The organism is Bradyrhizobium sp. LB11.1 (assembly GCF_040549385.1).
Classification (GTDB): Bacteria; Pseudomonadota; Alphaproteobacteria; order Rhizobiales; family Xanthobacteraceae; genus Bradyrhizobium.
This window is the reverse complement of record NZ_JBEPTH010000002.1, coordinates 1-12,016: the sequence shown is the minus strand read 5'-3', so window position 1 is coordinate 12,016 and position 12,016 is coordinate 1. Positions and strand designations below refer to the sequence as shown.

14 protein-coding genes are annotated in these 12,016 nt (G+C 64.4%); 5 read left to right on the top strand and 9 right to left on the bottom strand.

Features of this window, described 5'->3' with window-relative positions; genetic code table 11:
* Positions 1–35: 35 nt before the first annotated feature.
* A complete protein-coding gene (locus ABIA96_RS03940; RefSeq protein WP_354135730.1) occupies positions 36–818 on the bottom strand; it encodes a protein phosphatase CheZ in 783 nt (260 codons plus the stop codon).
* A 311-nt stretch (positions 819–1,129) separates the two neighbouring features.
* Between ABIA96_RS03940 and ABIA96_RS03935 the strand changes: the two genes are divergently transcribed.
* Positions 1,130–1,927, top strand: coding sequence for a L,D-transpeptidase family protein (locus ABIA96_RS03935; protein WP_354135729.1), 798 nt, complete (start codon positions 1,130–1,132; stop codon positions 1,925–1,927).
* A 73-nt stretch (positions 1,928–2,000) separates the two neighbouring features.
* On the opposite strand, the gene ABIA96_RS03930 is transcribed toward ABIA96_RS03935, so the two are convergent.
* The 7 genes from ABIA96_RS03930 to ABIA96_RS03900 form a co-directional block, all read right to left on the bottom strand.
* Positions 2,001–2,825 carry a DUF2076 domain-containing protein gene (locus ABIA96_RS03930; RefSeq protein WP_354135728.1) on the bottom strand — a complete coding sequence of 275 codons (825 nt, stop codon included), beginning with the start codon at positions 2,823–2,825 and terminating at the stop codon, positions 2,001–2,003.
* A 124-nt stretch (positions 2,826–2,949) separates the two neighbouring features.
* Complete coding sequence (locus ABIA96_RS03925) at positions 2,950–3,795, bottom strand: ChbG/HpnK family deacetylase (protein WP_354135727.1); 846 nt, start codon at positions 3,793–3,795, stop codon at positions 2,950–2,952.
* Positions 3,792–4,838 carry a glycosyltransferase family 2 protein gene (locus ABIA96_RS03920; protein WP_354135726.1) on the bottom strand — a complete coding sequence of 349 codons (1,047 nt, stop codon included), beginning with the start codon at positions 4,836–4,838 and terminating at the stop codon, positions 3,792–3,794. The genes ABIA96_RS03925 and ABIA96_RS03920 overlap by 4 nt, the downstream gene beginning before the upstream one ends.
* 87 nt (positions 4,839–4,925) lie before the next feature.
* The gene (gene hisG, locus ABIA96_RS03915; protein ID WP_354135725.1) at positions 4,926–5,903 is read right to left on the bottom strand and encodes an ATP phosphoribosyltransferase; all 978 of its coding nucleotides are present in this window, start codon (positions 5,901–5,903) and stop codon (positions 4,926–4,928) included.
* Positions 5,904–5,906: 3 nt separating this feature from the next.
* Positions 5,907–7,058 (bottom strand): ATP phosphoribosyltransferase regulatory subunit, encoded by a 1,152-nt coding sequence (locus ABIA96_RS03910; RefSeq protein WP_354135724.1) that lies wholly within the window; start codon positions 7,056–7,058, stop codon positions 5,907–5,909.
* Positions 7,059–7,320: 262 nt separating this feature from the next.
* Positions 7,321–7,521, bottom strand: a complete 201-nt coding sequence (locus ABIA96_RS03905) for a hypothetical protein (RefSeq protein WP_354135723.1) — start codon at positions 7,519–7,521, stop codon at positions 7,321–7,323.
* A gap of 83 nt (positions 7,522–7,604) precedes the next feature.
* Positions 7,605–7,868 carry a hypothetical protein gene (locus tag ABIA96_RS03900; RefSeq protein ID WP_354135722.1) on the bottom strand — a complete coding sequence of 88 codons (264 nt, stop codon included), beginning with the start codon at positions 7,866–7,868 and terminating at the stop codon, positions 7,605–7,607.
* A gap of 30 nt (positions 7,869–7,898) precedes the next feature.
* Here ABIA96_RS03900 and ABIA96_RS03895 point away from each other — a divergent pair, with 30 nt between their 5' ends.
* Positions 7,899–8,249 (top strand): hypothetical protein, encoded by a 351-nt coding sequence (locus ABIA96_RS03895; protein ID WP_354135721.1) that lies wholly within the window; start codon positions 7,899–7,901, stop codon positions 8,247–8,249.
* Between the two features lie 202 nt (positions 8,250–8,451).
* Positions 8,452–9,267: a helix-turn-helix domain-containing protein gene (locus ABIA96_RS03890; protein ID WP_354135720.1), complete on the top strand. Its 816-nt coding sequence runs from the start codon at positions 8,452–8,454 to the stop codon at positions 9,265–9,267.
* Positions 9,268–9,282: 15 nt separating this feature from the next.
* Here the strand turns inward: ABIA96_RS03890 and ABIA96_RS03885 are convergent, their stop codons facing one another.
* Positions 9,283–10,038 carry a 16S rRNA (uracil(1498)-N(3))-methyltransferase gene (locus ABIA96_RS03885; RefSeq protein ID WP_354135719.1) on the bottom strand — a complete coding sequence of 252 codons (756 nt, stop codon included), beginning with the start codon at positions 10,036–10,038 and terminating at the stop codon, positions 9,283–9,285.
* 210 nt (positions 10,039–10,248) lie between these two features.
* Here ABIA96_RS03885 and ABIA96_RS03880 point away from each other — a divergent pair, with 210 nt between their 5' ends.
* Together ABIA96_RS03880 and ubiA are read left to right on the top strand one after the other, a co-directional pair.
* Positions 10,249–10,908 carry a hypothetical protein gene (locus ABIA96_RS03880; RefSeq protein WP_354135718.1) on the top strand — a complete coding sequence of 220 codons (660 nt, stop codon included), beginning with the start codon at positions 10,249–10,251 and terminating at the stop codon, positions 10,906–10,908.
* Positions 10,905–11,846: a 4-hydroxybenzoate octaprenyltransferase gene (ubiA, locus tag ABIA96_RS03875; protein WP_354135717.1), complete on the top strand. Its 942-nt coding sequence runs from the start codon at positions 10,905–10,907 to the stop codon at positions 11,844–11,846. The genes ABIA96_RS03880 and ubiA overlap by 4 nt, the downstream gene beginning before the upstream one ends.
* Positions 11,847–12,016: the final 170 nt, after the last annotated feature.

The following is a 12,016-nucleotide window of genomic DNA, read 5'->3' as shown; positions in this document are numbered from 1 at the left end:
GCCGGCGTTTTGTTTTTTCTCTCTGTCTTGCCCGCTCAGTCGAACAGGGCGTCGATGTCGTCCTGCGAGGCGTGGCCGACGTCGCCGGCGAGCTTCGGGCCGTTGAGAAGCTTGTCGTCCTCGCTGCGGCCGTCGACCTGCGGCTGGACGTGGGACTTGATCGCGTCGACGCCACCCCAGATGTCCATCATCGCATTGATATGCTGCTCGATGAACTTCATCGTGGTCATGACCTTGCTGATGCGCTGGCCGGTCAGGTCCTGGAAGTTGCAGGCTTCGAAGATCGAGATGACGCGTTCCTGGATGTCGTCGGCGAGACGCTTCTGCTGGTCGATCGAATCGACCTTGCCGAGCGCCGATGCCGACTGGTCGATCGACTCGGCCGCTTCGAGAATTTGCTGGGTCGCCTGCTCCGTGCCGCCGACGACCGCGCCGAGCTCGCCATTGACCTTGGCCATCTCCGCGCCGTCAAAGCTCTTGCCGTGCAGCGTCGCGATTTCGCGCTTGGTGCGGTCGATGGCGTCGTGGATGAGGTCGAGCTCGATCTTCAGCTTCTCGCACTGCTCGATCTGTGCCCGGTACGTCTCGAGCATCGTGCGTGCGTCGGAAAGCTCCTGGGCCGTGGAAGCGCCGATCGCCGCCATGGCCGCGCTGCCCGTCAGAGGCGCAGGCGCGCCCTTCGCCATCTGGGCGCGGATCGCACGCAGCTCAGCCATGATCTCGCTATGCATCGGCGCAGCCTCCTCAATCATTTCGGGGCTGGGCATCTCGCCGACAATAGCCTCCTCGACACGAAAACGTTTGCGGTGAATAGCCATCAGAAACTCCCCCCACCTCATTCACGCGTCTTTGTAGGCAGAAGCAATTTAACACGAGGTTCACAACCGGAACTGTCGGGTGGTCGCGCGCGACGGCACGAAACCGGCGATTAACCATGCACTTGCGGTGTTCATCGAAAATAAACGCTGATCGCCAAATTGGGCTCGCGTTGGCGAGATGGTGAATCGAAACGCCGCTTCCGTTTACCAAACGAAACAGAGTTTGCTCTTTATTGACCACGTCGGGGACGCGGATCAGCCAACGCGTTCGACGGCGAATGCAACTAGACGAAACAGTACAGAGTACGTCGATGTTCAAGAAAATGTCTGTCGCGCTGCTCGGCAGCGCTTGCGCCTTCATCGTTGGCGCCGATCGCGCCAGCGCCTTCGACAATACCGTGCCGAACGATCCGCCCGCGGTGCTCTACCAGCCGCGGGTCCCGCCGGCGCCGGTGCGCGTCGCCTCCAATGCCAACATGGGGGGCGGCTTCATCGAGTTCCTGTTCGGTGACGGACCCGGCCGCGGTCCGGCCTACGCGCCGCAGCAGTCGATCTATCAGCAGCAGCCGGCTTATGCCGATCCGCGTCGCCTGCCGCCGATGGGCGAGCCGCAAATGCAGGGAGGTCTGCAGCAGGAAGCGATCGACCCGCGGCAGCGTCCGTTCGATCCGAAGTTCGAGAAACAATCCGTTGACTATAGCGGCAGGGAAAGTGCCGGCACGATCGTGGTCGATTCCAACAACAAGTTCCTCTATCTCGTCGAGGGCAACGGCCGGGCGATGCGTTATGGCATCGGCGTCGGACGCGAGGGCTTCACCTGGTCCGGCGTGAAGTCGATCACGGCCAAGCGTGAATGGCCGGATTGGACGCCGCCGGCGGAAATGATCGCACGTCGTCCTGATTTGCCGCGGCACATGGAAGGCGGCCCGGAAAACCCGCTCGGCGCGCGCGCGATGTATCTGGGCTCCACGCTCTACCGCATCCACGGCTCCAACGAGCCCTGGACCATCGGCACCAACGTCTCCTCGGGTTGCATCCGCATGCGCAACGAAGACGTCATCGACCTCTACGGCCGCGTCAATGTCGGGACCAAGGTCGTGGTGATGTAACCACATTGGAACTGAAACGAGAACGGCCGCCCCATCGGCGGCCGTTTTTGTTTGGTGCGACGCTGGCGCAGCCTCACGCGTTATCGCTGCCGCCGTCGTCTCCGCCGCCGAAATCGCTATCGTCGGCCATGTCCACGTTGTCGTCGTCGTACTGATCGTTGTCGTTCTGGTCGTTGTTCGACGCCTGGTCGAAAAAGCCCTGGCGCGAATCGTCGCGATCACGGTTCGATCCGATGTCGTTGAGGCCGGCATCGCGGGCGAGCGAGCCGCCGGACTGGTCGCTGCTCCAGGGGCTGCGGTCGCCCAAGGCGTTGGTGTCGCCGAAGGCCTGATGCGATCCGCCGCCCATCATGCCGCGGATGCTGGAAAGCAGCAGCGAGCCGCCGACCACACCGGCCGCGGCGGCCGCCGCCGTGCCCAGGAACGAGCCGCCGCCACCACCAACCGGCGGGGCGCCGTAGCCCTGACCGTAACCTTGGCCAGGACCTTGGCCTTGTCCGTAAGCCTGCCCATAAGGTGGCTGGCCATAACCCGGCTGAGCCTGCTGCATCGCCTGGCCGCTGTTCCACACCGGCCGCTGGTCACGCGGCGGCACGTTCGGAACCGAGCCGCGCGACGGGCTCGCGCCGAACAGCGTGTCGCGCATGGTATCCAGGAAACCGCCGGACTGGGCCTGTTCCGGCGCATGGGCCGCTTCCAGCTCCTGGATGCGGTCATGGGCGCGCCTCAGCGCTTCGTCTTGCAACAGCGTGGTCTGCACCAGCGCATAGACCGCGCCCGGCGCCTTGCGTAAGCCATCAGAGATTGCGGCGATCGCGTCGGGATCGCGCGGTGCATTTTCCAGTTTCGAAAGCCGGTCGAAAAGCTCGTCGACGAGTTGGCGTTCCTGCGGCGTCATGGTCTGTCTCCCTCGCGCGAAACAAGCGCAAGCGGGATGTAGGGTTCCATTGTGGCCCCAACAGTGGCGGCCGGATTAAATTTCGGTATGCGACAGACCGCCCACGGGCTGGCTTTCGCCGGTTTCATCCCAATGTCACGTGGCTGGCCGCGAGAAGCTGCGCGAAAGCGTCGCTCGCGAGATAGGCATGCTCGCGTTCGCGGACATCCGTCATCGGGTCGAGGCCGGCGAGAATGTCGTCGACGAAGCCGGGGTGGCACATCACGAGGCCGCCCTCGGGGAGGCCTTCCAGGAATTGCCGCATCAGCTCGCCGAAATCGGCCGCGCGGGTGAAATCATAGGCGCCGGCAAAAGCGGGGTTGAACGCAAGACCGGCGCGACCTGCGCGGCGGCGGAATTGTGCGCTGAGGATATCGAGCACCATGGCCTTCGGCGAAGCCAGCCGCTGCGCCAGCGGCAGGTCGCGGCCGCCCTGCCGCACCCAGGCTTTCGGAGCGGCTTCGCTGACGGCATCGACGAAGCCGTCGCGCACCTGCGGAAACAGCTGCACATGCTGGTGGCCGTCGACGAAGTCGGGGGTGCGGCCGAAGGCTTCCGCGAAAGCAGCGAGTTGCGCCCGCACCTCATTGCGGAAGAATTCGCTGTCGAGCCGTCGCATCAATCCGGCGCGCAGCAGTTTTGGAAAGGCCATGAACATGTCGCCGTCGAGCGGACGGAAATGCATGGTGAGGGGGCGGAACGGCGCCGACAGCGTCACGTGCAATCCGATCGCGCAGCGCGGGTTAGCTTTAGCCGAGGCCTGAAGCGCCTCGACCTCGCTCTGCTCGATCGCGGGCCCGACCATCATGACCGAGGTGGCGTTGAGGCGGCCGCGTTCGATCAGGTCGCGGATGGCGCGGTTGACGCCCGGGCTGATGCCGTAATCGTCGGCGCAGAGCCAGATCCGGCGCGGCGCTGCCGCCCCGCTCATTCGGCCGCTGTCCTGCTGGATGCGTCGGCGGCCTTGTCGGCGTCAATATGCTTTTCGCTGTGCTCGGCGACGAAGTAGATCGGACGCGCCTTCAGCTCGGAGAGGATTTTGCCGATATATTCGCCGACGATGCCGATCATGATGAGCTGAACGCCGCCAATCGTCATCAGGCCGATCACGAGCGAGGGATAGCCCGGCACCTGCTTGCCGGTGGTCCAGACCTCCCACAGGATCGACAGGCCGAACAGGAAGGCGCCGCCGGCGAGGATCACGCCGAGCAGGCTCGCAAAGCGCAGCGGCGCCACCGAGAACGAGGTCACGCCCTCGATCGACAGGCCGAGCAGACGCGCGGCGCTGAAAGTTGTCACGCCATGGACGCGCGGCGCGGGCTCGTAGTCGACGCGAATCTGGCGGAAGCCGATCCAGCTTGCCAGCCCCTTGAAAAAGCGGTTGCGCTCCGGCAACTGTCTGAGCGCCGTGACAGCGCGGGGCGACAGCAGGCGGAAGTCACCGGCGTCCTCCGGAATCTTCTGCCGCGCCCCCCAGTTGATCAGCGCGTAGAAGCCGTGCACGGCAACCCGGCGCAGGAAGGGCTCGTTGTCGCGATGCGCCTTGGCGGTGTAGACGACGTCATAGCCGTCCTCGATCCAGTGGCGCACGAGCTGTTCGACGAGCGCCGGCGGATGCTGGCCGTCGCCATCCATGAACATCACGGCGCCGAGGCGGGCATGATCGAGGCCGGCCATCAGCGCCGCCTCCTTGCCGAAATTGCGCGACAGCGAGACCACTTGGACGTCGACCGCGTCGGCCGGCAGCGAACGGGCGATCGACAGCGTCGCATCCGCACTGCCGTCGTCGACATAGACGACCTCGCAGCCGAGGCGGTAGCGTTGCCGCAAGGTCTTGGCGATATCGCAGATGCGCTGGTGCAAGACGGCGAGGCCCGCCGCCTCGTTATAGACGGGGACGACAATCGACAGCCCCTTCGCGGCGGCGCTTGCTGCGGTGGTCGTCAGGCCGGAAACGTCAGAGCCCAGCGTCATCGATCATGGTTCCAGAGGCGTTCAACGTCATCTCAACAGCATATGGTAGCTGCGGCTTGCTGTCGCTACGCTGAACGGACCTGAGGCTCACGGCCGCAGGAACGCTTCGAGCTTGGCGAACAGCGGGTTCTCCCGGTCGAACACATAATCGAGCGTGACCACCGAGACGGTCTCGGCGCCATGTTCGCGCAGGAAGCTCGCGAGCGCGTAGAGCTGCCCCGGTGGGCAGTGCAGCGTGAGCATGCCCGACGAGGTCGGCGCGCCGAACGGAGCCTCGACGCCGAAACGGCTGTGGGCCTCAGTGAGCAGGGTCTCGTCGCATTGCCGGAAGCGGGTCCGGACCTCGCGATATTTGTTGGCCCGGGCCCGTGCGGCGATGTGGTCGAGGATGACGCGCGCGGTTTCGCGGGCCTGCGGCGACCAATCGGCCTGCTTCGAGGCGACGAGATTGGCTTGGCTGCGCAGGATCACGCCGTCGTCGAGCACCCGCAAGCCGTTGGCAGCGAGCGTCGCGCCCGTTGTCGTGATGTCGACGATCAGCTCGGCGCTGCCGGCCGCCGGCGCGCCCTCGGTCGCGCCTGCACTCTCGACGATGCGGTAATCGGTGATGCCGTGGTTCTGGAAGAAGCTGCGGGTGAGGTTGACGAACTTGGTCGCAACCCGCATCCGCATGTGATGCTGCTCGCGGAAGCCGGTGGTGACGTCGTCGAGATCCGCCATGGTACGGACGTCGATCCAGGCCTGCGGCACGGCGACCACGACGTCGGCAAAGCCGAAGCCGAGCCCGTCGATCAGCGACACGCGCTTGTCGGCGTCCGCGATGTTCTCGCGCACCAGGTCTTCGCCGGTGACGCCGAGATGCGCGATGCCGCGGGCCAATTGCGCAGCGATCTCGCTTGCCGAGAGATAGGCGACCTCGACATTGTCGAGGCCTGCAAGCGTGCCGCGATAGTCGCGGGCGCCGCCGGCCTTCGACAGCTTGAGCCCGGCACGGGCGAAGAAAGCCTCGGTGTTTTCCTGGAGGCGGCCCTTGGAGGGAACGGCCAGAACGAATGGCGCGCTCATGGCTTAAGCCCCCACCTTGCGGCCGATCCGGGTCAGCGCGTCGACCCAGACCGAGAACCCGACGGCCGGTATCGGCGCCGGCGATCCGAGCTGGGTCATAAGCCCGTCATAGCGGCCACCGGCGACCAGCGGCTCGGCGCCGTTGCCTTTGTGATGCAGCTCGAATTCGAAGCCGGTGTAGTAATCGAGCCCGCGCCCGAACGCGGTCGAGAAGCGCGTGGTCTTCACGTCGATGCCGCGGGCCGCCATGAAGCCGACCCGGCTCTCGAACTGGTCGATCGCGCCGGCAAGGTCGAGCTTTGCATCGGCGGTGAGCGCGCGCAGCTCGGCAACTGCATCGTCAGGATTGCCTGAAATCGACAGGAAGCGCTTCAACACGGTGATCGCCTCGCGCGGCAGTGCGCCGCCCTTCAGCGTCGACTGCTCGAGGAAGCGGTCGGCGATCTCGGCCGTGGTGCGGCCACCGACATTGGTAGTGCCGGCGATCGACATCAGATCGGTGACAAAGGCCAGCGCCGCCTTGCGGTCGGAGCCCGCGAGCGCGGCCAGCACGCCCTCATATTCGCTGCGCGTGGTTGCGGTCGTGCGGGCCAGCCCTTCCAGATCCTGCTCCAGGCTGATCTTGCGATGGAAGTCCTTGACCAGGCGGCGGCGCCAGACCGGATAAAGGTTGAGCGCGTCGAGCAAGGCGTTGAACAGCGCCAAATCGCCGGTGCTGATCTCGACGTCGCGCACGCCGAAAGCGGCGGTTGCCTCCAGCGCCAGCGCCAGCGTCTCGGCGTCCGCGGCGGCGCGGTCCTGGCGGCCGAACGATTCGATCCCGGCCTGGAGGAATTCACTGGCCTGTCCGCTGCGGTAGCGGAACACGGGACCCAGATAGCTGAACCCCGCCGGCTGGCCGGCGCGGCTGGAGGCGAGATAGTCGCGCGCCACGGGGATCGTCAGGTCGGGGCGCAGGCAGAGCTCTTCGCCGGACAGGTCCGTCGTCAGATAGAGGCTTTTGCGGATGTCCTCGCCGGACAGGTCGAGGAACGGCTCGGCCGGCTGCAGGATGGCGGGCTCCGCCCTGACGTAGCCGGCCTGCGCAAACGACAACAGCAGCGTATCCGCCCAGGCGGCGGAGCCGGCAGCATTTGAGGTGGCAGTCGCGGTCATCTCAGGGTCCATCGTCCCGGCGGAGCCGGGCAGGCAAGGGGAGGCCAAAGGGTGCCAAGGGGAGGCACAGGAATTGGCGCAGCCCTTAGCATGGCCGGAAAACGGTTTCGACCTCCAAAGGATCAATCGCTTAACGACTTTTGGAGCGGTACGAACGATCCTGGTTATAGCCGCCGTTGGGTCGCGTATAGGTAACCAAGTACCCAATTCCGAGTTTCCGCGGTGGCAATTTCGGCCGGGGCGCCGCGAGGCTGTTTCGCGCTCATTCAATTCGACCAGGCGCGTTTCCGCAATCGTCCACAGGCGACGCCTTGGCCGGGGCCGGTCCTGCGGTGTCGGATGCAGCCTCATCGGCGAGCTGCTCCGCCAGATTGAGAATTCTCTGCCTCTTGCGCGCGTCCGTGATGCTGAGAAATGCTTTGATCAGACCCAACTCCTGGCGTCGTTCAGCATCGTCGTCCATGGCCATTCATTCCTGCCCGATGGCCGGCTGAATGGGGCCGGCATCATCGAAACAGAAAGATACGGTGATGGAGCCCCGAAGTTTCAGCGGTCGGCGCGACCACCGACATCACAATGAGAGGTTGAGGAGCGCAGGCAAGTTGTCACATACTCAATTTGGGTATGCCGGATGATACGTTCGCTGCTGCCTTCGTCTACAAGATGAATGTTGGTTTCCGATTCATGCGCAATGCTTCTGATATCATTCGGACGGTCTCGCGACACACGCTGGCCTATATGCTGTTTTCGATCAGCGAGATGTTCCGGAACTACGACGAATTTGATCCGATGGACCTTCTGATCGTTCATGCGATTCTCAATGCGAACGTCATCAATGTGATGAACGATCCGTCGCTGGACGAGAAGTTTTCCAGCATTCACACGGTCGAGCCCGATGTGATCAAGCAAGGCGTGTCCCGCGCGGCACTCTCTCGCTTCCTCAGCCTGCCGCTTGAAACGGTTCGCCGTCGCGTAACGGGATTGAAGAGGCGGAAGATTCTCGCCGAGACCAAGGCCGGGCTCATCGTGACCGAGCTGAACGCATTCAAGTTTGGCAACAACCACGAGCTACAGAAAGTTAACATGCTGCTGCTCACGAAATTGCTTCGCGATCTCAAGCGCGCCGGCATCAACGGACCGGATGATCTGCGTGCCGCCAAGGTCGCCGTGGCGGCGAACAAGGCGACGTAAGCGGCAGGGCATGGATCAAAACCCCCTCAACATTGCTCGCGATGCACCGCCAAAGAGCGTTGCGGAGCGCTTGCTGTCGTTCCAGGGTCTCAAGCCATCCTCGGCGCTTGAGCTCCAGTCGTATGACATCGATCATTTCGGCGACAGTGAGAGATATGCCGGTGCATCCAGCATGCCGTTGTCTGCCGGGTCGACTGCGATCATGCGCGCGCGGCTCAGCCTGCCGACCCTGAGCCTGTCGCTGGTGAAGACCTTCCCACGGATCATTCGCGGTTATCAGTTGGCGCATGCCGCCGCCGTGGTGGTGCCGATGGATCATGTGACCTCGACCCGCATCAACGGGCAGTCAATCGGCGGTTCGATCGTCATTCTGAAGGGCGCGTCTGATTGCGTGGTCTATGAGCCGGTCGGCCGTCTGATCGGTGTCGTCTACTTCACTCCGCCCGCGTGCGAGCCATGGTCTCGACTGGATGGCTATCATTTGCTGAGCCCGGCATCGGACGTACTCGCCTCCCTGCGGTGCCTGATTTCCACAACGCTTGAGACTGCGGCCTATGAACCGGACTTCCTGAACGAGCCGACGTCGCGCGCGGTTGTCGAACAATCCCTGCTCAACGCGATCGACGGCGCCATCCAGACCGGCGTGGACAGCAGGTCCGTGCACACCACGACGGAGAGCTATCTGCGGATCGTCGCCGACATGGAAAGATTGATCCGGCACGATCTGACGATCTGGCTCAAGACGACCGAAATGGCCGAGCGCGTGGGCGTGTCGGTCCGGACCCTCCAGAGTGCGACGCAGGCCATCTGCGGCATGAGCCCGCATCGCTATAGCCGGGTCCTGCGTCTCTGGTCGGTGCGCCGGCAGCTACGCACCGGACCGGGACGGCGCAGCGTGAAGGCCTGCGCCATTGCCCATGGCTTCTGGCATTTGAGCGAGTTCGCGGCGAGTTACAGGGCGGCGTTCGGCGAGTTGCCGTCCGAGACCCTGCATCGATCGGTGCGGGAGCACAGCTAGCCGGGACGCCGCGATTTAGCCTTTACCGCTGTCCCAATCGCCCAGCACCGCCTGGACCAGCGCCAGTGCCGCGACAGCGGCCGTGTCGGCCCGCAGGATCCGTGGGCCCAGCGCCAGTCTGAGGATCCTGGGCTGGCGCAGCAGCAAGGCCCGTTCTTCTTCGGCAAAGCCGCCCTCGGGGCCGATCAGGACGTCGATACCGTGCCCGGATCCGCGCGCCTGTTGCAGGCTCTGGATGGGATTCTCGACCTCGGCCGCCTCGTCGCAGAACACCAGCAGGCGGTCGGCAGGCCGCTGGCTGAGGTAGCGCTCCAGCGGCGCGGGTTCAGCCACGGTGGCGAGACTCAATATCCCGCATTGCTCTGCCGCCTCGATCACATTGGCGCGCATGCGTTCCGAGTTGACGCGGGAGGCCTGGGTGAACCGGGTCTGGACCGGTTGCAGGATGGCAGCGCCCATCTCCACAGCCTTTTGCACCGTGTAATCGAGCCGGGCGTGCTTGAGCGGGGCGAAAACGTAAGCGAGGTCGGGCAGCCGATCCTGGGCGCGGACTTGCTGGAGGATGACGAGATGGTCCGGCCGCTTGCGACCTTCGATCGCTGCCTGCCATTCGCCGTCGCGGCCGTTGAAGGCCAAAACCTCGGCCCCGGCGGCAAGCCGCAGCACATTGCCGAGATAATTGCTCTGGTCGCGGTCGAGCGGAACCCTGGCATCCTGGGCCAGGGGGGTATCGACGAACAGGCGGGGGCCGCGAAAATCGTGCGAGGGCATTGATCAAAAGTCCGATTTGCCGCCGTTCTTAACCGAAAGCAGCCGTTTCAGGGGTAAATATTGCCGAATTGGTGCGTCGGCGCGCCGCGCTCTTGCCCTATTCGACGGGTTGTTAAGCGCTGGCGGGAATCGTAAAATCGCGAGACGCTCGTTGCGCTTCAATTGAGAAGACGCCGACCCCCGTAAGCTCCTGCCGGAGAGACTATCTTGATGATCCGTCGTTTGATGGTTCCGATCACTGCCGCCATGCTCACCATGGGCGCTGCCGGCGCCTACGCCCAGGGGTTCCCGGCTCCGCTGCCGGGCCGGTCCGCACCCGATCCCGCATTTCCGCCCGTGAACGGTTCGGCGCCGGTCGCCTCCGTCGGTACTGCGCCGCAAGCCTCGTTCCCGACCAACGGGGCGGCCCCCATTGGTGGCGCCGGCGCTTTCAGCGCAGCGCCGCCGACCCAAGGCGGTCCTGGCGAGGATTGCATGAAGGCGTTCACGCCCTTACGCGAAGAAGCCGAGAAGCGCGGCAAGCTGATCAAGGCCGCGAGCGACCGCCACGCCCCGCCGGAAGAGGCCTGCAAGCTGATCCGCAATTTCAGCCAGGCTGAGGTCAAGATGATCAAATACATCGAGACCCATGCCGCAAAATGCGGAATCCCGCCGAACGTCGGCGGCCAGATGAAGGACGGCCACAAGAACACCGAGGCCATGGCGACGAAGGTCTGCAACGTTGCGCAGCAGATGCAGAACCAGCCGCGCGGTCCGGCCGGTCCGTCGCTGAGCGAGGTGGTGGGGTCAGGCTCGGCGCCGGAAGCCAATGCCGGCAAGAAGGGCGGCAGCACCTTCGACACACTCAACGGCAACGTCCTCACCCGATGAGCGACACATCCGCCCGTGTTGCCGACTCCACCGGCAACTGGGTCGATACGCTCGCGCCGCAATGGGCGCGGCCGTATTTGCGCTTGTCTCGCTTCGACCGTCCGATCGGCTCCTGGCTACTCTTGATGCCGTGCTGGTGGTCGGCCGCACTCGCTGGCGGCATGGCGCATGATGTCCATCGCCTCCCGCTCATCATCGTGCTGTTCTTCGTCGGCGCCTTCGTCATGCGCGGCGCCGGCTGCACCTGGAACGACATCACCGACCGCGACCTCGACGACAAGGTCGAGCGCACCCGCTCGCGGCCGCTGCCGTCGGGGCAGGTGACCACGAAGCAGGCGCTTGCCTTCATGCTCGCGCAGGCCCTGATCGGACTCGTGGTGCTGTTGCAGTTCAACCGCTTCGCGATCCTGACCGGCATCGCCTCGCTTCTGATCGTTGCGATCTATCCCTTCATGAAGCGCATCACCTGGTGGCCGCAGATCGTGCTCGGGCTCGCTTTCTCCTGGGGCGCATTGATGGGATTTGCCGTCACTTTCGGACGCATCGACGTGACTGCGCTGGTGCTCTATGCTGGCGCGATTTCGTGGGTGATCGGCTATGACACCATCTACGCGCATCAGGATGCCGAGGACGATGCGCTGATCGGCATCAAGTCCACCGCGCGCTTGTTCGGCGCGCATACGCATCAGGCATTGATCCTGTTCTACGGGTTATCGGTGATGCTGATCGGCGTTGCGCTGGCGTCAGGCGATGCGCGCTGGCCGGCGTGGATCGGGCTTGCCGCCTTCGCCGTGCATCTGGCGTCGCAGATCATGCGGCTCCGGATCGACGATCCCGAGCTTTGCAAGCGTCTGTTCTATTCGAACAAATATGCGGGGGTGCTGCTGTTTGCTGGGTTGCTGACCGACGCGGTGATGCGGGCGTCGCAGGTCTCCTAGGGTGGGCAAAGGCGCAAAGCGCCGTGCCCACCATCTGTCCGTGATTGCGAGAGAAGCCGTGGGCACGCTTCGCTCTGCCCACCCTCATATGGGGCATTTTGAGTCAAGGCTCTTGCGTAGGTCTGGGTCAGGGTTTGACGATGCGAGGGCGGCGCGCGGAGCCATGCGTA